This window comes from Nocardia carnea (assembly GCF_029868325.1).
GTDB lineage: Bacteria > Actinomycetota > Actinomycetes > Mycobacteriales > Mycobacteriaceae > Nocardia > Nocardia carnea_C.
Genome location: NZ_JARWNW010000227.1, coordinates 1 through 23,022 on the forward strand (window position 1 = coordinate 1; position 23,022 = coordinate 23,022).

Consider the following 23,022-nt stretch of genomic DNA (forward strand, 5'->3'; position numbering starts at 1 on the left):
GGATCGTTACCCGCCTTCGCCAGTAGCCAGGCGTTCACGACCACGTGCTAGGGCGCCAGCACCACCACCGTGCCCAACGTGTCGTAACCCGCCCCCCCCCCCCCCCCCGGCCCAAAAAACCCCCCCCCCCCCGCCGAGAACCGCACCGGCGATCCGAGAAACGATCAGCGGGCTTCGAGCTGTTGATTTCATCGGAATGCCCCATTCCTGTCGAGTCCACATCCCCGCCCCGGTTCGACGCGGCCAACAGTAACTACTCACTCGTTCACGGACAACGCCCAAGGGCAAAAACCTCCGATGACCGGCCGGTGATCAGGCCGACCCACCGTGCAGACCCGGTGTCCCGCGGAAGCCGGGCCGTCCGATGCGGGGATCGGCGGCGGCTGCGGGCGGAGCATCGGCTACCCGGCGCCGCTCGACTGCATCGGCCTCACGCCGGTTGAAGGCAATATCGCGGACGCTGCGCACCGACAGCCGTCCGAGCGAGGTCGCGGCGAAGAACAGGATCAGCGCACCGAGACCGTAGAAGAATGTCAGCTGCACAAAGGCCTGCTTCCACTCGGACCCCGCGACCGGTTCACCGATATCGCCGAGCCCCAACGGGCCTGCCAGCAGCGGCCCGATCACAAACCACGCACCGGCCGCCGCGGCCAGCCACGCACCCGTACTCGCCACGACCCGGTTCCGGCTCAGCAGCATGAGCAGCCCGCCGATTATCGCCACCACCCCGGGCAGCACCTGCAGCCAGCCGCGCGCGGCCGACCACACCCACGGCTCGTCGGGAGTATAGGAAAAACTGAAATACGGCCCGATGAACGGGATGAGCGCACCCCAGATACCCAGCAGCAAGACAGCCAGACCACCCAGGGCACCGCGGCTACGCGGGATATGCAGGCGCCCTCCGCGCCCACCGGAAACATTTTCGTCGACGTCTCTCATGACGCCTCCAATCATCGACAGCAATGCCGACCACGCAGTACCCGAACCGAGCAGATCTACGCAGGTCCAGGCCGGAACAACCGTCGATCTTGTGCACGCCCCGGTACCGTTTCGCCAGTACCGCCAAACGAGGTGTCAGCCCCGGTTGAAGCGCCTCTCGTAACTCGCGCGTTCCTCGGCGGCGCGGCGCTGCCGATCCGGGTCGGCCAGTACGGGATCGAGCCCGTGCTTGACCAGCACATGACGCCGATGCACATACACCAGCGCGACCGCGAAGAAGGCGAGCGGCAGGAACACCAGCGCGGCCATCGAAACGCCCATCCACCACGGGCCCGGCACCAGCGCGAACAGGCACAGCAGCGGAATCGGGGGCAACAGAAAGCGTTGCAGGTAGCGCCGGGTGGCGCCCGGACCGGTCTGGTCCCGAAGAACCCATTCCTGCATCGAGGACGGCAAGGGCCGGCCGAAGATATAGCGGATGCGCTGGATCAGCGTGGGAGTCCGATCGGTCACGTGGCCCTCCTGCCGGCCGTCCGAAGTCGCGTTGTCGCCGACCGTGGACACGTTCATGATTCGTTGTCCGGATGGGCAACCGCTGCCCGCCGGGCCGCCTCGTTGACACGACCGAGCACTTCACGCAATTCATCGAGGTCACTCAGCTCCACACCGAGCCGGTCCACGACAGCGGGCGGGATCCGTTCGGCTTCCCGGCGTAACGCACGCCCCGCTTCGGTGAGGTCGACCACCAGGGTGCGTTCGTTGCCCGGATCGCGCCGCCGGGTGACGAGACCAGCACTCTCCAGCCGTTTGAGCAGCGGCGACAACGTGGGCGAATCGAGCTGAATTGCCTCAGCGATCGCCTTGACCGACATCGGCGCTTCCCCCCACAGCGCCAACATGACGAGATACTGCGGGTGCGTCAACCCGAGCGGCTCCAGCAGTGGCCGATACACGGCGAGCACCGAGCGGTTGGCCACGGCAAGCGCAAAACACACCTGCCGCTCCAGCCGCAACGGATCATCGATCTCCGCAGTCATCACACCTCTATTCGTCACCACCCGACTCCAACATAACCCACAAATAGTTAATGCACAAACTATTAGCACGTGCACTCAATACCGCGGCGAGACATGCCTACCTCGGTTGCAGCGGGTCAACAGGCGCCGATCCGACCCAGCAGGGATACACCGATCCCGAAACTTCCATTGACCGAAGAGCAGAAACCCACCACGCCGGTCGGCTACGCCGACGATTCGCTACGAGGTGACCAATTATGAAGGGCGCCCAGAGCAGCAGGAGATCACCGCCGCCCGAGACAACCTCTCCAAGCACCTGCGGTGCCGCCCTGGGGTAGTGGAATGATGAAGAAAGCCCCTCCGACACTGGTGAGAGGGGCTTACTTGATTGTCGGGCTGACAGGATTTGAACCTGCGACCACTTGACCCCCAGTCAAGTGCGCTACCAAACTGCGCCACAGCCCGTCGCACCCCGTCGGGGTGCTCGATGAGATTACCTCAGAGTCGTTTGTGACTACTAATCGGCAGGTCAGAGGGGTGTTGATCGGCTACGCAGGGCGTGGTGGACGTGCCGGGCAGCGGCGAGCGGAACGCATTCGCACTGCCACGAAGCATTGTGGTGCCGGTTCAGCTCACCGCGGGTCGCCTGCTGCCTCAGGTACCCGCCCTCACGAATACAGACCACGTTCGGCGCCGAATACGGTGTTGGCCGGCCCGTATCAGGAGCGGCACCCGCGGTGGAACTCATCCCGAAGTTCCGGCGGCAAAGAAATTGGGGGCAAGTGCGACCGACCGCCCGCTGATAGCTTTCCGCCTGGATATCCGGCGGGTGATATCCAGGCGAGGACGGGCTGTAGATGAGCGACGAAGGTACCCCACCGCATCCGGATCTGGTGGAGCGACTGGTGCGGTATTTCGGTGTGGTCACGGACACACGGCTGGGGCCGGACGACGACTACTTCGGTATGGGTCTGGTGAATTCGCTGCGAGCACTGGAGATCGTCGCCTATCTCGAGCGTACTTTCGACATCGAGATCGATATCGACGATCTGGATCTGGACAATTTCCGGACGGCGCGGCGGACGGCCACCTTCGTCACCCGCAAATGTGGTCCCACCGCCGACCTGGGGACGGGCAGGTGAGCCGGTTGGAGTCTCTACTGTGCCGCGCCGCCGCGGGTGCGGCCGAATGGGACCGCACGGGGATGCCGCGTGAAATGATCGGCGCCGCAGCAGAAGCGGGCGTGCTCGGGATGGATCGGCCGGTGCGTTACGGCGGTCGCGGCGCGGATGCGGCGGCAACCGGTCGCACGGCCGCCGAATTGGGTGCGGTGTGCACATCGCTGCGTTCGTTGTTCACGGTGCAGGGCATGGTCGCTGCGGCGATCGATCGCTGGGGCACCCCCGGGCAGCGTTCGCACTGGTTGCCCGGGTTGACGGGTGGTGAGCTGGTCGCGGCTCTCGCAGCGACGGAAGCCGGGGCCGGCAGTGACCTTTCGGGAATCACCACCCGTTTCACGGGTACCGGGGCCGAGCGACGTGTGTCCGGCCGCAAGCTATGGGTCACTTTCGGGGCGCTGGCCGATGTGGTGCTGGTGGTGGGGCGATCGGACGACGGCCCGGTTGCCGCGCTGGTGGAGAGGGATCAGCCCGGCGTGCAGGTGGAACCGGTGACCGATCAGCTGGGCATGCGGGGCGCGCGCCTCGCGCACTTGACCTTCGATGCGGCGCGGGTGCCCGCCGGGAATATCCTCGGCCGAGCGGGTTTCGGCTTGTCACATGTGCTGGGAACCGCACTCGACCACGGCAGGTACACGATCGCGTGGGGCTGCACCGGGATGGCGCGGGCGTGCCTGAGCGATGCCGCGGCGCATGCGCACGACCGGATCCAGGGCGATATCCGGCTCGCCGACCACCAATCGGTGCGTGCCGTGCTCGGACGCAGCTGGGTGGACGTGGCGGGTGCGGAGGCGCTGTGCCTCCGCGCGGCCGGTGACCGCGATGGCCGTGAGCCGACCGCGTACCTCACCACCATCGCCGCGAAATACGCGGCAGCCCGGGCAGCGTGCGCGGCGAGCGAGCGCGCGGTGCAGATGCTGGGCGCCGCGGGCTGCGCCCCCGGGAACCGGGCCGGCCGCTTCTTCCGCGACGCCAAGGTCATGCAGATCATCGAGGGCGCGCGCGAAATCGCCGAACAGGATCTCGGCGAGTTCGTGCTGCGGTCCGTCGGGGAATCGCGCGCCGCGGCGGCTCTGGTGGCGGAGAGCTGACGGCGGAATTCATGATCTCTCTAGGACCGGTCTCGACCGCTTTCCCCGAATACACCGTCGCGATAGCCGATCTCGCCGAGCTTTCGGAACTACCGCCCGCTCGCCGCGCACACGCGCTGTCGCTCGGCATCACCTCCGTGCATTGCGCCGGCGATACCGCGGAACACGATCTCGCCGCCGAGGCGGCCCGCGGGGCACTCGACCGCGCGGGGCTGGCGGCGAGCGAACTCGACGCACTGCTGGTGGTCGGTGGGCGTGCACCGCGTTATCTGCTCTCCTCCGAAGCCACGCGCCTGCAGCAGCGCCTCGGCGCGGATCGCGCGTTCGTCGCGGGGATCGGCGAGCTCGGATGCGTGTCGATCTCGGCCGCGTTCACCCTCGGGGCGGCGTTGCTGCGCGGGAACCCCCGATGCCGCACCGTACTCGTCGTCGCCGCGGCGACCGCCCCGACCCGGTTCCGCTATCGCGCGCCGATGACGATCCTCGGTGACGGAGCCGCCGCCGTTGTGCTCGCTACCGGCCCCAAGGGCCTGTACCAGCTGGTCGACCACGAGGTACACAGCGACGGCCGCTACGCGGACCTGTTCCGGATCGACTACCGCGACCTACCGTCGGATCAGTGGCGCGAGACCTGCGCCGACGAGGCCACCTACAGCTTCCGGCTCGCGGTCGAAAGCCGCAATCGGTTCACCACGATGAACGACGAAATCATGTCCCGCAACGGATTACGTATGGACGATCTGGGTTCGGTACTGATACAGAACCTGTCGGCCGGCGCGTTCGCCTTCTGGGAGGAGGCGCTCGGCGTCGGCATCGATCCGGCCTGCCACCGCAATCTCGCCGGGTTCGGCCATCTCGGCTCGGCGGATGTGCTGGTCAATCTGAACCTCGCGGCGCGGACGCGCGCGCCGGGGGATCACCTGCTGCTGCTGAACAGCAGCCCGGTCGCGGCGTGGAGCACCAGTCTGCTGCGTCGCCTGCCGGACGGCGACACGGGAGGGACGGCTTCATGAACTCGATCGTGAAATGCCTGGTGTGGGATCTGGACGACACACTGTGGGACGGTGTGGTGCTGGAAGGCGACGCCCGCGCACCGCGTCCGGAAGCGCGCCGGGCGCTGCGACTGCTGGACGAGCGTGGCATCGTGCACGCGGTCGCGAGCCGCGGCGAGCCCGCTCCGGCGCTCGCGCATCTGGCGGCGCACGGGGTCGAGGAGATGTTCTGCGCGACGCAGATCGGCTGGGAACCGAAATCGGCGGCGGTGCGCCGGATCGCGGAGTCGCTGAACATCGGCCTGGATACCGTCGCCTTCGTCGACAACGATCCGGTCGAACGCGCCGAGGTGGGGTCCGCGCTGCCCCAGGTGCGGTGCTATGCCGCCGAGGACGTAGCGGATCTACCGGATCTCGCGGAATTCAGCCCGGCGGTCGTCACCCGCGACGCACGCGAGCGCAGGCAGCGCTACCGTGCCGAAGCGCGCAGGCGGACCAGCGAGCAGTCCTTCGCCGGTTCGGATGCCGAATTCCTGCGCGGGCTCGGGCTGGTGATGACCGTGCGCCGGGCGCGCGCGGCGGATCTGGACCGTGCGCACGAACTCACGGTGCGCACCCACCAGCTCAACACGACCGGCCGCACCTTCGATATCGGGCAGCTGCGGAAACTGAGTGCCGATCCCGCGCATGAGGTGCTGATCGCGACCCTGCGCGACCGGTTCGGCGAGTACGGCGCGATCGGGCTCGCGGTCACCGAGGTGCGCGGCACGGATGCGGTACTGCTGCTGATGCTCATGTCCTGCCGGGTGATGTCGCGCGGGGTCGGTGGCGCGCTGCTGGCGCATCTGGTCGAGCGGGCGAGTGCGCGCGGGCAGCGCTGTGTCGCGGAGTTCGTGCCGACCGAGGTCAACCGGGTCATGCTCGTGACGCTGCGCTTCGCCGGATTCGTGGTGCTGGAACAAGGCCCGGAACGGGTGCTGCTCGGTCACGACGGACGCACCGTGGCGCCCCACAGCGCTCACGTGCTCGTGCGGTCGGCCGACGCGCCGACGCCGCCCGGCGACCTGATCGGCGGTCTGCTGCGGCGGGCCGCCGAGTTCCCGGATCGGTGCGCGCTGATCTCCGGCGGGGAAACCCTCACCTATCGCGAACTCGCCGACCGCACCGCCGTTCTCGCCGGACGTCTGGTCGGGGCGGGTGTGCGTCCCGGCGATGTCGTGCTGTGTCTGCTCCGGCAGGACATGTGGACGGTGGTGGCGATGCTGGCCGCACTACGCGCGGGGGCGGCGTGGTGTCTGGTCGAGCCCGGGCGGGCCGCCGCGCAAGTGCGTGCCCTGGTGGACGATTTGTCGTGTACCGCTGTGATATTCGATGAGGACGCGCCCCCTACACCGCACGGGGAAGTGGAGGCACTGCTCTCCCCCGCGTCGGCCCGGCCCGTCCTGATACCGCTGGGCGGGACCTCACCGGCCGGTCCGCTGCCCGCGTCGCCGCCCGCATCGGCGCCCGCCTATGTCATCACCACCTCGGGGTCCACCGGCGCACCCAAAGCTGTCGTGGTCAGCCGCGGCAACCTGGCCGCGATGATCTCCGGACGCGACTATCCGTGCGAAGACGACGCGCCGGTCACGTTGTCGACCTGCCCGCTCACCGCCGATGCCGCACTGCTCTTCGGTCCGTGGGCCCTCACCCGCGGCGGGACTGTGGTGGTGCCGACCCACCGCGAGCTGCCCGACGCCGCGGCGGTCGGTGCGCTCGTGGCCGGGTCGCGGGTGAGTCACCTCGTCGCCACGCCGTCGTACTACCGGTTGCTGCTGCCGATTCTGGCCGAGGCGGCAGCCGCGCCGACGGTGGTCGCGCTGGCGGGCGAGACGTTGTCCTCGTCGCTGGCCGCCCGGCATCGCGAACTGCTGCCCGGCGTCGTCCTGATGAACGAGTACGGCCCCACCGAGGCGACCGTGACCTGCGTATGGCACGTCGTCACCGATACCGCGAGGGTGCCCATCGGCCGGCCGCTACCGGGCAATTCCGCGCACGTGCTCGGGCCGGAGCTGTCGGTGACCACCGACGGAGACATCGGCGAGCTGTATATCGGCGGAGATCAGATCACCATGGGCTACGCCGGCCGTCCCGGCGCGACCGCGACCCGTTTCGTCGCCGACCCGTTCGCCGGCGAACCCGGCGCGCGGATGTATCGCACCGGCGATCTCGCCCGACTCACCGGGTCGGGCGATATCGACTATCTCGGCCGCGCCGACGGCCAGGTACAGATTCGCGGCGCGCGAGTGGAACGAGACGCCGTGGAGGCGGTGCTGGAGACCCATCCTGGTGTCGCGCACGCGGTGACCGTGGTGCACACCGGCCGCGACGAGGTCGGCGACCTCGTCGCGTTCATCGTTCCCGCCGCCGGCACCGCGCCGCCCGGTCGCCGGGAACTGGCCCGGCACTGCGCCGAACGGCTCACGCCGCTGGAGGTGCCGAGCCGGTTCGTGCCGATCGACACGATTCCGATCGCCGCGGCGGGCAAACTCGACACGGCCGCCCTGCTGGCGAGGGCCGGCGATCCCCCGCTGCCGGGGCCGTCGCGCGCCGATTGGACCCCCGGGCAACGGGAGATCGCCGAATTGTGGTCCGCCGCGCTCGAACACGACGACTTCGATCTCGACGATTCGTTCTTCGAGATCGGTGGCAACTCACACCGGGTAGTCGTGTTGCATCTGCTGCTCGAGCAATACCGGCCGGGAGCGGTGCGCGTCGGTCAGCTGTTCGATCTGCGCACGGTCCGCGACCAGGCCGATGCGCTCGCGGCCGGCGCCGCGATGCCGGCCGAACCTTTGGTATCCGACTCCACTCGAGCTTTCGAGCTGTGACCCCTCAGGAGCACACCGTGCCGGACCCCGGCAGCCACACCACCGCCCACGCGCGTGATACCGATATCGCCATCGTCGGTATCGGTGCGCGCTTCCCCGATGCTGCCGACCTCGCGGAATTCCGGGCCAACCTGGCCGCGGGGCGCGATTCGGTGGGGCCGATGCCGCCCGAACGGATCACCGCCACCGGCCTGGACGACACCGTCACGTACCTGCCGATGGGGCACCTCGCCGAGATCGACGGATTCGACTACCGGTTTTTCGGAATGTCCCGCCGGGAGGCGTGTGTCACCGACCCGCAGCAGCGGCTCGCCCTGCTGCTGGCCCAGCGCGCGATCGAGGACGCCGGGTACACCACGCAACGGCTGGCGCGGGCGGTCACCGCCGTCACGCTGAGTGCCGCGCAGTCGAGTTACCACTCCGCCGCGGTGGACCCGGGTCCGTTGAGCTTGATCGGAAACGCCACCTTCGCGGGCCCGGCGCGTATCGCGCACCGGTTCGGATTCACCGGCGCGTGTTTCGGGGTCGACAGCGGATGCAACAGCGCGCTGGTGGCGGTGCACCACGCCTGCCGCGAATTACGTTCCGGGGACGCCGATTACGCACTCGCCGGTGGTGTGATCGTGCGGGTGCACGGCACTCCGTCCTGGGGTGGGGGAAGCTTTTCCGAGATCATGTCGCCCACCGGCGTATGCCGCGCATTCGATGCCGACGCCGACGGCACTGTCAACGGCGAGGGTGGTGCGATCCTGCTGCTGACCACGGTGGCCCGCGCACTGGCCGACGGTGCTCCGATCCACGCGGTGATCCGCGGCAGCGCGACCCGGCACAACGGCGCGGCCGCCGCCACCATCAGCACACCCAGCGCCGCCGCTCAAAGCGCCGTCATCGCCAAGGCGTGGGAGGTTGCCGGACTCGATCCGCACGCGGCCGGCTATCTCGAGACCCACGGGTCCGGGACGCGGCTCGGTGACGCGGTGGAACTGGAATCGATCAGCGCGGTCTTCGGTGGCGGCCCCGGCCTGCCCATCGGCTCGGTGAAGACGAATATCGGTCATCTCGACCATGCCTCCGGTATCGCCGGCCTGGTCAAGGCAGTGCTGAGCGTATCGGAGGCGCAGCTGTTCCCCTCGCTGCACTTCACCCGGCCGACCGGCGGTTTCGACCTGGCGGCCGCCGGTATCGACGTGGTGACCGAGAGCCGCCCGTGGAGCGGTGACGCGGTGCGTGTCGCCGGAGTCAGCTCCTTCAGCCTGGGCGGCAGTATCGCGCACTGCGTGGTGTCGCAGGCGCCGCCGGTGCCCGCCACCCCGCCCTCGCGCCGCACCCACTTGATCGGCGTTTCCGCGCGTACGCCCGAGGCGCTGAGCGAACTGTGCGCCCGCCTCGCCGAGGCGGTGCGCAGCACCGAGGCCGCGCTGGACGAAGTGGCCGCGACGCTCACCGTCGGTCGCGACCAGTACGAGCACAGGGTCGCCGTGACCGCCTCGGACACGGCGGAACTCGCCGAGGCGCTGGACAAGGCCGCGGTGCGCGCGCACCGCGTGCCGACCGCGCCGCGCGTGGTGCTGTTGCTGTCTCCCGACGCCGTTCCGGTCCCACCGGGCCCGGAAGGCACCGTCGCGGCGCAGCTGCCCACATTGCCCGCCGAGCTGCCCGCCACCGGAACGACGGCGTCGGTGCTGGCCGGGCAGATCGCGGTGCACGAACGGCTCACCGCGTGCGGGGTCCGGCCCGCGGCACTACTGAGTGCGGGAGCGTCACGCTTCGCCGCGCGGTACCTGCTCGGCTCCCGCGAAAGGGTCGAACCGGCCGAACTCGCCGGCGCGGCCCCCACCATCGACGGCGACCGGCTCCTCGATGCGGTGCGCACCCTCATGGCCGAAGGACCGGTGGTTTTCGTGGAGCCCGGCCGGGACGGCCGGATCGCCGCGCTCATCGCCGATTCCGTGCCGGAAGCCGAGATCGTCTCCGCGGCCACCGATACCGCCGATCTGAACGAACTTCTGGGCCGGTTGTACGAATACGGTGTCGACCTCGACTGGTCGGCCGTCGCGCCCGTCCACGTCCGCCGGATACGGCTGCCCGGCCACCCGATGCGCGAATCCGGCTGCTGGGTCGCCCTGCCCCGCGCCGCGGCGGCCGCCGCCGTACCGCCCGCCCTGTCCGCCACGCCGCACGACCACTCCGATCCGGTGCACTGGCTGCGTCGTACCCTCGCCGAACTGCTGTACACCGACGACGAGATCGATGAAAACGCCGACTATTTCGCCCTCGGTGGTAATTCGCTGATCGCAGTACAGCTGGTGGACCGGATCGAGGAGACCTACGGCTTCCGGCCGAAACTGCTCGACGTCTACGAGCGTCCCCGGCTGACCGATTTCGCCGAGCTCCTCGCGTCCGGGCGCGCCGCCGGCGCCACGCGCGCACCGATCCCGGCCCTGGTCGCGCACGACGAACCGGTCATGTCCTCGGGACAGGAAAGGATGTGGTTCCACCACCAGTTCGATCCGCGGACGACGCTGTACAACTACCCGGTCGTCCAGCTGTTGCGCGGGCCGATCGACCCGGACGCGCTGCAGGGTACCTTCGACGACCTCGTCGAGCGGCACGAAACCCTGCGGTACAACTTCGCCGAGGTGGACGGCGTCGCGGTGTTGCGTATCCGTGACCGGCTGGACGACTATGTCCGCCGCGTCGACGTCTCCGCGGAACCCGATCCGCACGCCGCGGCCCGCGACCTCGTGCACACTGCCGCGACCGAACCGTTCGACCTCGCTGTGGACCCCCTGTTGCGGGTACTGCTCATCACCGTGGGACCGGATACCCATGTCCTGCAATTGACCTGCCATCACGCCGTCACCGACGGCGCGACCCCGACGATTCTCGCCCGGGAGCTGCCGGAGCTCTACGCCGCGCGCCGGGAGGGCCGGCCGCACCGTCTGGCACCACTGCCGATCCGGTACCGCGACTACGCCGCCTGGCATCGCGCACTGCTGGCGAGTTCGGCGCTCGACCACGAACTCGACTACTGGCGCGAGACGCTGGCCGGCGCGCCGGTGTTACGGCTACCCACGGATTTTCCCCGACCCGACCGCAAGACCTATGCCGGCGATCTGCATCCGTTCACCATCCCCGCGCAACTGCTCACCGACCTGCGTGCGCTGGCGAGCCGTTCATCGGTCTCGCTGTTCGTGGTCCTGCTCAGCGCCTTCTATCTGACTCTCGCGCGGCACAGTGGCCAGCGCGATATCGTCGTCGGCACCCCGACCACCGGACGCGGCCGAAGCGAATTCCAGGACCTGATCGGCTATTTCAACAGTACGGTCGCCTTGCGCACGGATTTCACCGCCGACACCACGTTGCCGGACATGCTGACCCGGGTGCGCTCGGTCGTATTCGATGCGCTCGAACATCAGGAGATCCCGTTCGACCGGGTGGTCAATGCTGTGGCGCCGCAGCGCGACCTGTCGCGCACACCGCTGTTCGATGTGCTCTACATCCACCAGGTGACGCCACGAATGGAGCGAATCGACGAGGCGAGCGCGGAACTGTTCGATCTCGACCACACCGCAGGAAACGAATTCGGCGGACTACCCACCGGAACTGCGAAATTCGACCTGACGCTGGTTACTTTCGAATACGCCGACAGCGTCCCCCGCGATATCGGCGCGTGCCTGGAGTTCAGCACCGAACTGTTCACCACGCAGACGGTGGCCGCGCTCGGCGACGCATTCCTGGAGATCCTGAGGGCGATGGTGGCGGATCCCGGCGGGCCGCCGATCGAGGCGCTGATCGCCGGACCCCGGCGGGACTCGGAGGTGACGACATCGATCCCCACCGATCGACCACGCGCGGGGACGACCATGGAATACGACGTGGTCACGCGTGCGATAGAGCTGGATCGTGCCGACCTCGACCCCTTCGAGACCACACTGTTCGACGCATATGCGGTCCTGCTCGCCTGGTACAGCGGCGGTGACCGGTTACGCATAGGCCTGCCCGACGGGCCCGAGGGTGCGCGAGACGTCGTCGTGACCGTCCGTCCGGACACGACCTGGCGGACGTTGCGCGCCGGCCCGCCGGAATCGGTCGCGAGTACCGGCGCGACACCCCTGCGGTACCTCGGCCACGCGCAGGTCGTGCCGGCGGCCGCCGCGACCGAACTCGCGCTCGCCTGGGTGCCCGGCTCCGCCGAGTTGCGTGTGCACTACGCGACCGCACTGTTCGACCGAGCCTCCGCCGAGGCCATCGCCGGCGAACTGGTCGCGCTGGCGCGGGCTGCGATCGACAAACCGGACGAACCGGTGCACGACACCGTGCTCGGCATCGAAGCCTTCCAGGACGAACAGGAGATCCACCAGTGACCGCACAGCACCGGGTCGGGGTGGTCGGCGCGGGAACGATGGGCGCGGGTATCGCCCAGTGCGTGGCCGCAGCGGGCCTACCCGTCACCGTGGTCGATCCCGATCCCGCTGCTGCCGACCGTGCCCGGCGCGATATCCGCGCGGCGCTGCGTTCGAGCGTGCTGCTGGGCCGCGGTCCGCGCGCCGGCGAGCTCGCCGAGATCACCGGCCGCATCAGGTGGTCGCAGCATGTCGAGGAGCTGTGCGAAGCCACCTTCGTCATCGAATCCGTCACGGAGCGAGTCGCACTCAAGTACCGCGTATTCGCCGAACTCGACCGTGTGTGTGCGCCGTCGGCGGTGTTCGCGTCGGGGACCTCGGCCATCCCCATCACCGACCTGGCCACCCGCACCACTCGGCCGGAAAGGATGCTCGGACTGCATTTCATGAACCCCGCGCCGCTGACCGAGGCGGTGGAGGTGATCACCACCGCGCAGACCGCGCCCGCCACCCTGGCCACCGCGCTCGACTTCCTGAATGCACTCGGCAAACGCGGCATCGTGGTCGGAGACGGTCCGGGCTTCGTCATCAACCGGGTGCTCATGCTCGCCATCGCGGAAGCCGCCGCTGTCATCGAATCCGGAACCGACGCGGCCACGGTCGACGCCTTGTTCGAGGGTTGCCTCGGCCATCGGATGGGGCCACTGCGCACCGCGGATCTGATCGGCCTCGACAATGTGGCCGACACACTCGCGGTGCTGCGCGATACCACCGGCGACGGCCGCTATCGCGTGCCGGACGTGCTGGCCACGCTGGTCGAGAACGGGCATCTGGGCCGCAAATCGGGAAGGGGATTCCATGCCTACCCCTGAGGCGAGCACACTCGACCACCCCCTCGAACAGACGCCGGGGCTGGGGCCGCTGGCCCGGCGCAGCGGTGGAGGGACAGCGGCGGTCGTCCTGGCCGCGCTCGCTGTGTACACGCATCGCCGGACCGGCGCGGACCGGGTGATCGTCGGCTATCGATCCGGTACCGCCGCGTTCGAGATCGGCGTGACACTGGCGGCGCGTGACAGTTTCCGCAGCGTCGCCACCCAGATCGGGGCGCTGCTGCGGCAGCGCGCGACCGGCCCTGCCGGGCCGGAATGTCCGACCGTTGTGCACGATAACGACGGGTGGCAAGTCGGGGTGTCCGAGGCCGAGTTACCCGTATTCGAAGGGCTTTTCGCGAAACTCGTAGCCGCTGCGGGAACGCCGGTCGCCCGGGTCGATCTCATCACCGAGGAAGAACGCGCGCGCATTCTGCGCCGCGGCGGCCCGGTGCGCGCCCGGGACCCGCACGCTACGACTCTGACCGGTTTCGAATCGATCGCATGCCGGTCGCCCGAGTCGATCGCGCTGGTGTACGGCGCGGAATCGGTCAGCTACGGCGAACTGGACGCCCGGGCGAATCGACTGGCACGCACTCTGGTTCGGCGTGGCATCGGTCCGGAGTGCGTTGTCGGCGTGGCGATGGCCCGTTCGATCGAAGCGGTCGTCGCGGTGTACGCGGTGCTGAAGGCGGGCGGTGCGTATCTACCGCTGGAACCGGGGCATCCGGCCGAACGACTGAATCGAATCCTGGCAGTGGCCGAGCCGGTACTGGTGCTGAGCACGCGCGGTGACGGCTTCGCCACCGACGCCGTGCCCGTCCACTACCTCGACGAGCCGGATGATGTGGACGAAGACGGCACCCCGCTGTGCGATGCCGACCGGCACGCACCTCTGCATTCCGGCAATCTGGCGTACCTGATGTTCACTTCCGGCTCGACCGGCGTGCCCAAGGGTGTCGCGGTCTCGCATGCGGCGGTGGTGGACCATCTGCGGTGGCTGAGTGAGCATATCGGCCTGGACGAGACCGATATCGTCCTGCAGAAGACGCCGGTCACCTTCGATGTCTCGATCTGGGAACTGTTCTGGCCCGTGAGTACCGGAGCGACCCTTGCCATCGCACCGCCGTCGGCGCATACCGACCCGGCCGAACTGACCCGGCTGATCGCCGCGTACGCGGTGACGACTCTCCAGTTCGTGCCCTCGACATTGAGCAACCACCTCACTGTGGTGTCCGGGTTTCCGGCCTGCGTCCGCCGCGTGCTCACCATCGGGGAGACGCTCTCCCCCGCCCTGGCTCAGCGCTTCGGTGCGGCGACACCCGCGCGGCTGCACAACCTCTACGGGCCGACGGAAACGACCGGCGCTGTCACGGGATATCCGGTGAACGGGCCGGCTTCGGCGTCGATACCTATCGGTTCGGTCGCGACGAATACGCGGGCGTACGTTCTCGACGCGCGACTGCGTCCCGTGCCCGACGGGCTGTCCGGTGAGCTGTATCTCGGCGGCGCACAGCTGGCGCGGTGCTATCAGGGCGAGCCCGCGCGTACGGCCGAGCGTTTCGTCGCGGACCCTTTCGAGCCCGGTGCCCGGCTGTACCGCACCGGCGATATCGTCCGGTGGAATGCGGCGACCGAGCTGCTGGAGTACCGCAGCCGAGCCGATCTGCAAGTCAAACGCCACGGTGTACGCATCGAACTGGGCGAGGTGGAGGCCGCACTCTCGGCGTGCGCGACGGTCGCGCAGGCGGTGGCGACGCTGCGCCCCGACGGAAGGCTCCTCGGCTATGTCGTGCCGGTAGCGGGCGCGGTCTGCGCGCCGGACGCCCTCCGCACGGAATTGTCCCGCGTCCTGCCGGCCGCCATGATGCCCGACGATATCGTTGTACTGGAAGCGTTCCCCGCCACCACCGCGGGCAAGGTGGACCGGGCGGCACTGCCCGAGCCGGCGCCACAGGACATCCCGTACCGTGCACCGTCGACGCCGGTGGAACAGATATTGGCCGAGGTGTTCGGGCAGGTGCTCGGTCGGGATCGGGTCGGAGTCGACGAATCCTTCTTCGGTTTGGGCGGCGACAGCGTGATGTCGATTCTGCTGGTCTCCCGGGCGAAATCGCGGGGCGTCCACGTCACGCCCGCGCAGGTTTTCGAACGGCCCACCGTCGCGGGGCTTTCCACGCTCGCCACGACCGGAACACCCGAGCGGGATATGCTCGCCGAACTACCCGGCGCCGGGGTGGGAGAGATGCCGCCGACGCCCGCCGTCCTCGCACTGATCGAGCGCGCCGCCTCCGGTCGCGTGTCGTTCGACCGGTATGCCCAGCACATGGTGCTCGACCTGCCCGCGGGCATCACCGCAACCACGCTGCAACAGATGATCGGCGCGGTCGTCGACCAGCACGATATGCTGCGCGCACGGCTCTACCGCGACGCGGGCGGCGAGTGGCGCCTCTTCGCCGATCCCCCCGGCTCCTTCGATATCGGGTCGGTTCTCGGCCGGGTCGATATCTCGTCGGCCGGCGAAGCCGAAGAGGCCGCGATTCTCGCTCGTGAGACGGAGGCCGCGGTCGACCGCCTCGACCCGGCCAACGGGGTCGTGCTGCGATGTGTCTGGCTCGATCGGGGCCGCGACGATCGCGGTGGGCTCCTCGTTGTCGTGATCCACCACATCGCGGTGGACGGTGTGTCCTGGCGCATTCTGATCCCGGATTTCGTCGCGGCGTGGGCGCGGCTCGAGTCGGGCCGGTCACCGCGGTTGCCCGCCACCGGCACCTCGGTGCGGCGATGGGCATACGCGCTGCGCGACAGAGCCGATGACGGCGATCTGCTCGCCCAGGGGGACCTCTGGAGGGAGCTGCTGCGCGGGCCCGATCCGCTGTTCACCGATCGCCGGCTCGATCCGCGTATCGACGGCCCTTCGACGATGCGCCGCATCGTCTGCGAGTTCGACGAGGCCACGACCTCCGCCGCCGTGACCACGCTGGCCCCGCGCTACGGCACCGATACCAACACCGTCCTGCTGACCGCGCTGACCGTGGCGATGGTCGCGTGGCGCGGCGGTGACAGCGCCGTCGTCCCCGTGCGGATGGAATCCCACGGCAGGTACGGCGATCTCGTACCCGGCGCCGATATCGCGCGTACGGTCGGCTGGTTCACCGCAGCCTATCCGTGCCGTTTCGACCTGACAGGTATCGATATCGCGGAAGCGATCGTGGGCGGGCGCGCCCTCGCCGCAGCGGTGAAAACCGTCAAGGAACAACTCCTTGCCGTACCCGACGGCGGCATCGGCTACGGCTTGCTGCGCTACTTCGGCACCGGGGTCGACCTGCCGGCCGAGACCACGCAACTGTCGTTCACGTATCTGGGCGCGATCTCCGCGGCGAACGGCCCCTGGCTGCCCTCAGCCCTCGCGAGCAACCGTGATCCGATCGACCCCGGTTTACCTGCCGAGGTGGCCCTCGCGATCGATACCGCGGTCGTCGGTGATCGGCTCACCGCGGGCTTCACGTTCCCCGAAACCCTGATCGGCCCCGACCGCGTCCACGACTTCGCCGAGCTGTTCGCAACGGTCCTGCGCACCCTCGCGCGGCACGCGGCCGATCCGGCCGCCGGCGGGTGGACCCCCTCGGACTTCTCCCCCGCCGGTCTACGGCAATCCGAGATCGATCGCTGGGAGCGCCATTACGGCCGATTGTGCGATATCCGGGCGCTCACACCGATCCAGGAGAAGTTCGCCGACCTCGCGCCCGTGGACGGACCGGAGGTCCACACCCTCCAGGTGGTGCTGACCTGCGAAGGAACTCCCGATCTCGCACGTTTGCGTGCTGCCGCCCAGCATGTCGTGGACCGGCATTCCGCGCTGCGGGCAGCGTTCGTCCGCGACGGCGGCGGCCGGTGGCGTCAGCTCGTCGTCGCGACCGCGCCGATCGAGATCGGGGAAATCGACCTGTGCGAACACGGCACCGAACTGGACGATGTCCTGGCCGCGGAACAGGTGCGCCCATTCGACCTGGAAACGCCGCCGCTCATCCGATTCCTGCTGATCCGGACCTCGCAGCGCCGTTACGTGCTGTCGGTGACCAATCACCGACTGCTGTTCGACGGCTGGTCCGCGCCGATCCTGATGCGAAACCTGCTGAGCGTCTTCGCACTCGGTGTGGGCGACCCGGACGAGGTGGACGACGGGTTCGCCACCTTCCTGCGCTGGCGGGCCGCGCAGGACCGGGGGCCCGCCGCCGCGGCCTGGCACACTGCCCTGCACGACCTCGCCGCACCGACCCTGGTCGCCGCGCCGGGCGCCGCACCACGCGATCCGGTGCGGTCGCATACCGAGCACACGGTGACGCTGACAGCCGCGCGCACCGCCGCACTGGCCGACGTTGCCGCCGCATCCGGTGTCACGCTGAACAGCGTCCTGCAGTACGTGTGGGCGTCGGTGCTGGGTGATGTCACCGGCTCCGACGACGTCGTGTTCGGCGCGGTGGTCTCCGGACGGCCCGCGAGTATTCCCGGTATCGACGCCATGGTCGGCTCGTTCATCAACACCGTGCCGGTGCGGGTGCGCCGCCGCGACAACCTGCCGATAGGCGCTCGGCTACGAGCACTGCAGGCCGAGCAGGCAGTGCTACTCGACCATCACCATCTCGGGCCGGCCGAGATCGAGGCTGCGGCCGGCGTTCCGGTGCGCGAGTACTTCGACACGCTGCTGGTGTTCGAGTCGTATCCGGTCGACATCGCGCCGACCCCCCTCACCGTGGGTGATCTGGTGCTGACCGAGCTGTCGTCACGGGAGATCACTCTGTTTCCGCTGACCGCGACGGTATGGCCGCGCGAACAGCTGACAGTGGCACTGAATTGGCACCGCGATCTACTGGACGACGATCTGGCGCGCCGGGTGATCGCCCGGCTGGAAGCCGAACTGGAACGGGTCGCGACCCTGCCCGCAGACGGCGCGAACGGAGTGAGATGACGCAGACGACGTGCCGGATCGACTTCCCGCTGACCGTCGCGCAGCAGGAGATCTGGGCCTACACCACCCTGAACGGCGCGGATCATCGCTACCAAGTGGAGGGTTACATCCATCTGCGCGGGCGCATCGATCCCGGCCTGTTCGAACGCGCGCTGCGCGGTGTCGTCGCGGCCACCGAGACCTTGCGCATCCGGGTCGACACCGACGGCCCCGAACCACGTCAGGTGATCGAGGACTGCACCGAATGGACCCTGCACCGAGGCGATTTCGGTGCGGCAACCGACCCGGTCGAGGCGGCACTGGCCTACCTGCGCGCCGCACCACCCGCCTTCGATTTGGCCGCCGCACCGCTGTTCGCCCACTATCTGCTGGACCTCGGTGCGGCGGGTCACCTCTGGGCCCTCCGGGCCCACCACATCGTCCTCGACGGCGCCGCGTCGCTGGCTCTCATCCGGGCGGTCGCGCGGGCCTACACCGCGTTGCTCGGTGGTGAGCCCGCACCGGAATTCGCCGATACGGTCGCGGAATATGTCGAGCAGGACGGGCGGTATCGCGCCTCGCGCCGGTTCACCGACGACCGCGCGTTCTGGACCAGACGGCTCGCCGGGCTGCCCGACGCGCCGATGTTCACCCATCCCCCTGTCACCGTCGGCGCGTCAGGGCCGATACGGCATTCGGGTAGTCCCGGCGACGAAGACTGGCGGGAATTCGAGCAGACGGCAGCGCGATTCGGCGTGGACCCGCCGGCCCTGCTGGCCGCAACGACGGCGCTGCTGCTGCACGCCGACTCCGGTGCGCGCACCGTGGTCCTCGGTCTGCCCGTACCGGCCAAACGCTCCTGGCGCGCGCTCGGGATGACCTCGAACGTTGTCGGACTGCGCATCGAAGTCGATCCCGGCGCGTCCATCGGCGCACTCGCCGCGGCGACACAGGCGGAGCTGCGAACAGTACTGCGTCACCAGCATTACCGGCGATTCGACCTGCTCGCCGACGGCACGTCCCCGGGCGGCGAGCACCGGATCACCGGCCCGGTGCTCAACATCCTGCCCGCTACGCCCGATATCCACTTCGGTGACGTGGTGGCCCGGCTGATCCCGGCATCCAGCGGATACACCGAGGCATTCGGCATCGCCGTCTACCTCGGTGACGGTCCGCCGCGCATCGATATGGACACCACCGCCGATCGGTGCGATCCCGCGGCCCTGGCGAGTCTGCACAACCGCTTCCTGACCGCGATGAACGATGTGGCGGCGGCGTGCGCGGATACGCCCGCCGGCCGGCTGACCCGTGCGCCCGCGGTGGTCGTGCCGCGCAGCCCGCACGAGGATCCGGCGGGGGTGACGGATCGCGGGGTCACGGAGGTCTTCGATTCGGTGGTTCGCCGGCACCCCGAACGCCCTGCGCTGTGGTACGAGGGTGAGCACATCGGCTATCGCGAACTGCAGGTCCGCGCGCAACGGTTCGCCCACCACCTCGCGTCCCGGCACGGTGTCGGACTCGGGACGCCGGTGGGACTGCGCCTGCCGCGCACCCCGGAGCTGGTTGTCGCGGCGCTGGCCCTGCTGCGGCTCGGCGCGATCTGCGTTCCGCTGCACGAGCAGGACCCGCCCGACCGTGTCGCCTGGATACTGGCCCACACCGGCACCGAACTCGTTGTCGACGATATCGCGCTGGTGCGCAGCGTCTCGCGGTCCGGCGGGCCGGTCCCGACCTCACCGGCCCGACCGGTACCCGCCGACGCGGCGGCCTGGCTGATGTTCACCTCCGGATCGACCGGTGCACCGAAAGGTGTACTCGCCACGCACCGGGCGATGGTGGCGCGTGCGGTCGACCGGATCGCCGCGGGGCCGGAATACGCACGAATGCTGATGCATTCGCCACACGTCTGGGACATGGTCGTCTGGGAACTCTGGATGCCGCTGTTACAGGGGCACACCGTCGTGATCGCCACACCGGACCGGCTCGGGGCCGAAGACTTCCGCCAGGTGCTGCGGGCGGGAGAGGTCACTGCGGCGTTGCTGGCGACCGGGCTGTTCCAGGTGCTCGTCGACGATATACCGGACAGCCTCGGCCGGCTGCGCACGTTGTCGACCGCCGGTGACATCCTGCCCCTCGATACCGTGCGCGCGATGCGCGCGGCGGCGCCCGGACTGCCCATCGTCAACATCTACGGCCCGGTGGAGGCCACCGCCTACGCCACCACCTACTCGATTCCGACCGGACCGCTACCCGACGAGGCGATTCCGGTCGGCCGAGCCGTGGACTACACCGAGGTACTGATTCTCGACGCCCTGCTGCGCCCGGTACCGCCGGGCATGGTCGGTGAGATCTATCTGACCGGAGCGGGCCTCGCCCAGGGATATCACCGGATGCCCGGCCGCACCGCAACCGTCTTCACAGCCAACCCCTTCGGCGCCCCGGGGTCGCGGATGTACCGCACCGGCGATCACGGCAGCTGGGGCGCCGACGGCGCCGTGCGATTCCTCGGCCGCGGTGACCGGCAGGTCAAGGTCAACGGCATCCGCGTGGAGCCCGGCGAGATCGAACACGCGATCCGGAATATGCCAGGGGTAACCGCGGCGGTCGTCACGGCGCACCGGGTGGCGGCGGGCAAGAGCCTGGTCGCCCATGTGGTCGCCGCCGAACCGATCGACACCGCGGTCATGCGGACCCGCCTGGCGCGGGTCCTGCCCGCTTATCTGCTGCCGGCCGTGATCGTGCAGATCCCCGCGCTACCGCTGACGGCCAACGGCAAGGTCGACCGGACCGCGCTGACCATGCCCGCCGCAGCCGACGCCGAGCCGCCGCGGACACCGCGCCGACAGATCCTCGCCGGGCTGTTCGCCGACGCCGTCGGACAGCAGCGGGTCGGCGTGCAGGACGATTTCTTCCGTATCGGCGGGAACTCGCTGGCCGCGATCCGGCTCGCGGCGGCGGCGAGCCGGACCTTCGGTGTCGTGGTGAGTCCGCGCGATCTGCTCGACGCGCCCACCGTCGCCGCGCTGGAGCGGCGCATCGCCGATCGCGGCGGCGATCCCGGCGCTGCCGACCGGGAATCAGTGGCCGTCTCGTATCGGGAGAGCGACGGGACCGCCTCCCATCCCGATGACGCGATTCCACTCGCACCGAGCCAGCAGCGACTCTGGACAGTCAACTATCTCGGCGACGGCGCTGCCGATTACTTGATGCCCGCCTGTGTGGACCTCCTCGGTCCACTCGACGCGGCGAGCGTGCGGGCGGCAATCCACGATGTGGTGCACAGGCACGAGATACTGCGGACCACCCTGCCTTTCACCGCTTCGGGGCCGATCCAGCAAATCGCGGCATTCGACGAGGACGCTGTCGACTATCGCGAGATCACCGACGTCGCGGACCTGGACCGATTGCTGGCAGCGGAGCTGGACCGCGGTTTCCGGCTGCTCACCGAGGTGCCGCTGCGGGTGCGGTTGTACCGGCTGACGCCCGAACATCACGTTCTGCTCGTCATCCTGCATCACTGCGCGGGTGACGCCGAATCATTGGCGCTGTTACTGCGCGAATTCGAATTCGCCTACCTCGCACGCGCCGCAGGCGCGGCACCCGGCTGGCCGACGCCACCGGTCCAGTTCGCGGATTACGCCCGATGGTTGCGTGACCACGATGAAGATCCCGCCCACGCGCGGTACTGGAGTGACCGGCTGGCCGGACTCGAGTACGCCCCGCCGCTGGCCGTCGACCACCCGCGGTCCGCTGCCGGTAGATACCCGGCGGCACTGCTACCGTTCACCCTCGACGCGGCCACCCACGCCGCGGTGCGGGACGCCGCCCGTCGCAGGGGGGCGACCACCTACGCCGTCCTGCACGCAGCCCTCGTCCACGCCCTCACCGATATGGGCGCCGGACCCGATCTGGTCATCGGCACGGCATCGAGTGGACGCGATCGCCCCGAACTCGACACGATGCTCGGCTGCGCGGCCGAGATAGTACTGATCCGCACCGACCGCACCGCAGCACCGGCCCCCGGACAACTGATCGACCAGATTCGCGACCGCATCCTGGAAGCCCACGAGAACAGGCGCTACCCGTTCGAACGAGCCACCGCCGCCCACACCGCACCGGACCGCCCACTGCCCCAGATCGTCACCACGTTCTTCCGCGATATCCCGGTCCCGGGCGGCACGGGCGATATCGAGGTCCGGCTGCGCGAACTGCCGCCACAGCGAGCCGAGTTCGAGATCCTCATCCAACTCGCCGAAGCCACCGGCCCGGGCGGCGAACCGGCCGGCATCCACGGCGAGATCCGCTACGCCGCACCGCTGTGGGAGGCCACGACCATCACCACGCTCGCCCGCGGCCTGCGATCCGCAATCACCGCACTTACGATTGCCGCCCTTCGGCTCCCCGACGTAGACCACGCCACTGAAGCCTGAAATCCACCCGACCGTCTCCGGCGACGGAACCGCGTAGGCATAGGCAGCCTGCAGGATCGTCTGCGCGAACCCCAGCCGAACGCTCCGCTGGCACTACCACCGTTCACAACCCGGCGGTCACCATCCACACCGACCGAAGGCCCGACCACATCCCAGTACGGATTCCCCGACACCGACTCGCCACCGGCCAGGTAATGCACGAACCGCAGATCGAACGCCGCACCAGCCCCCGGATTCTCGGTCCCGCCAGCATCGGAGCCGTATCCAGACACTCCGCGATCTTCGGATACTCGGCCTTCAACCGCTCCCCGTCATCGAGCAACGCAGCCAGTTCGTTTCGTCG

Annotated in this window: 11 protein-coding genes and 1 tRNA gene; 8 read left to right on the forward strand and 4 right to left on the reverse strand. The window is 69.1% G+C overall.

Annotation, left to right across the window (positions count from 1 at the left end; translation table 11 throughout):
* Window positions 1–312 precede the first annotated feature (312 nt).
* The 4 genes from QH196_RS18750 to QH196_RS18765 form a co-directional block, all read right to left on the reverse strand.
* Window positions 313–939, reverse strand: a complete 627-nt coding sequence (locus QH196_RS18750) for a hypothetical protein (protein ID WP_280417098.1) — start codon at window positions 937–939, stop codon at window positions 313–315.
* 135 nt (window positions 940–1,074) lie between these two features.
* The gene (locus tag QH196_RS18755; RefSeq protein ID WP_280417099.1) at window positions 1,075–1,452 is read right to left on the reverse strand and encodes a DUF5313 family protein; all 378 of its coding nucleotides are present in this window, start codon (window positions 1,450–1,452) and stop codon (window positions 1,075–1,077) included.
* 53 nt (window positions 1,453–1,505) lie between these two features.
* On the reverse strand, window positions 1,506–1,976 hold the full coding sequence (locus QH196_RS18760; protein WP_280417100.1) for a MarR family winged helix-turn-helix transcriptional regulator: 471 nt from the start codon (window positions 1,974–1,976) through the stop codon (window positions 1,506–1,508).
* A gap of 370 nt (window positions 1,977–2,346) precedes the next feature.
* Window positions 2,347–2,420 (reverse strand) — tRNA-Pro (locus QH196_RS18765).
* Window positions 2,421–2,812: 392 nt separating this feature from the next.
* Here QH196_RS18765 and QH196_RS18770 point away from each other — a divergent pair.
* From QH196_RS18770 to QH196_RS18805, 8 genes are read left to right on the forward strand one after another with little or no spacing between them, the layout of a single operon-like run.
* Complete coding sequence (locus QH196_RS18770) at window positions 2,813–3,097, forward strand: acyl carrier protein (RefSeq protein ID WP_280417101.1); 285 nt, start codon at window positions 2,813–2,815, stop codon at window positions 3,095–3,097.
* Window positions 3,094–4,224 (forward strand): acyl-CoA dehydrogenase family protein, encoded by a 1,131-nt coding sequence (locus tag QH196_RS18775; protein WP_280417102.1) that lies wholly within the window; start codon window positions 3,094–3,096, stop codon window positions 4,222–4,224. Before QH196_RS18770 ends, QH196_RS18775 begins: the two co-directional genes overlap by 4 nt.
* Window positions 4,225–4,235: 11 nt before the next feature.
* Window positions 4,236–5,237, forward strand: a complete 1,002-nt coding sequence (locus QH196_RS18780; RefSeq protein ID WP_280417103.1) for a 3-oxoacyl-ACP synthase — start codon at window positions 4,236–4,238, stop codon at window positions 5,235–5,237.
* Window positions 5,234–8,086 carry an HAD-IIIC family phosphatase gene (locus tag QH196_RS18785; protein ID WP_280417104.1) on the forward strand — a complete coding sequence of 951 codons (2,853 nt, stop codon included), beginning with the start codon at window positions 5,234–5,236 and terminating at the stop codon, window positions 8,084–8,086. The genes QH196_RS18780 and QH196_RS18785 overlap by 4 nt, the downstream gene beginning before the upstream one ends.
* Window positions 8,083–12,453, forward strand: coding sequence for a condensation domain-containing protein (locus tag QH196_RS18790; RefSeq protein ID WP_280417105.1), 4,371 nt, complete (start codon window positions 8,083–8,085; stop codon window positions 12,451–12,453). Before QH196_RS18785 ends, QH196_RS18790 begins: the two co-directional genes overlap by 4 nt.
* A complete protein-coding gene (locus QH196_RS18795; RefSeq protein ID WP_280417106.1) occupies window positions 12,450–13,304 on the forward strand; it encodes a 3-hydroxyacyl-CoA dehydrogenase family protein in 855 nt (284 codons plus the stop codon). The genes QH196_RS18790 and QH196_RS18795 overlap by 4 nt, the downstream gene beginning before the upstream one ends.
* Window positions 13,291–18,270: a non-ribosomal peptide synthetase gene (locus QH196_RS18800; protein WP_280417107.1), complete on the forward strand. Its 4,980-nt coding sequence runs from the start codon at window positions 13,291–13,293 to the stop codon at window positions 18,268–18,270. Before QH196_RS18795 ends, QH196_RS18800 begins: the two co-directional genes overlap by 14 nt.
* Window positions 18,267–22,679, forward strand: a complete 4,413-nt coding sequence (locus QH196_RS18805; RefSeq protein ID WP_280417108.1) for an amino acid adenylation domain-containing protein — start codon at window positions 18,267–18,269, stop codon at window positions 22,677–22,679. The genes QH196_RS18800 and QH196_RS18805 overlap by 4 nt, the downstream gene beginning before the upstream one ends.
* The last annotated feature ends 343 nt before the right edge of the window (window positions 22,680–23,022 follow it).

Coding starts and splice junctions, on each gene's coding strand:
- QH196_RS18760 (WP_280417100.1), bottom strand. CDS start 1,976: ATGACTGCGGAGATCGATGATCCGTTGCGGCTGGAGCGGCAGGTGTGT.
- QH196_RS18805 (WP_280417108.1), top strand. CDS start 18,267: ATGACGCAGACGACGTGCCGGATCGACTTCCCGCTGACCGTCGCGCAG.
- QH196_RS18750 (WP_280417098.1), bottom strand. CDS start 939: ATGAGAGACGTCGACGAAAATGTTTCCGGTGGGCGCGGAGGGCGCCTG.
- QH196_RS18780 (WP_280417103.1), top strand. CDS start 4,236: ATGATCTCTCTAGGACCGGTCTCGACCGCTTTCCCCGAATACACCGTC.
- QH196_RS18800 (WP_280417107.1), top strand. CDS start 13,291: ATGCCTACCCCTGAGGCGAGCACACTCGACCACCCCCTCGAACAGACG.
- QH196_RS18785 (WP_280417104.1), top strand. CDS start 5,234: ATGAACTCGATCGTGAAATGCCTGGTGTGGGATCTGGACGACACACTG.
- QH196_RS18770 (WP_280417101.1), top strand. CDS start 2,813: ATGAGCGACGAAGGTACCCCACCGCATCCGGATCTGGTGGAGCGACTG.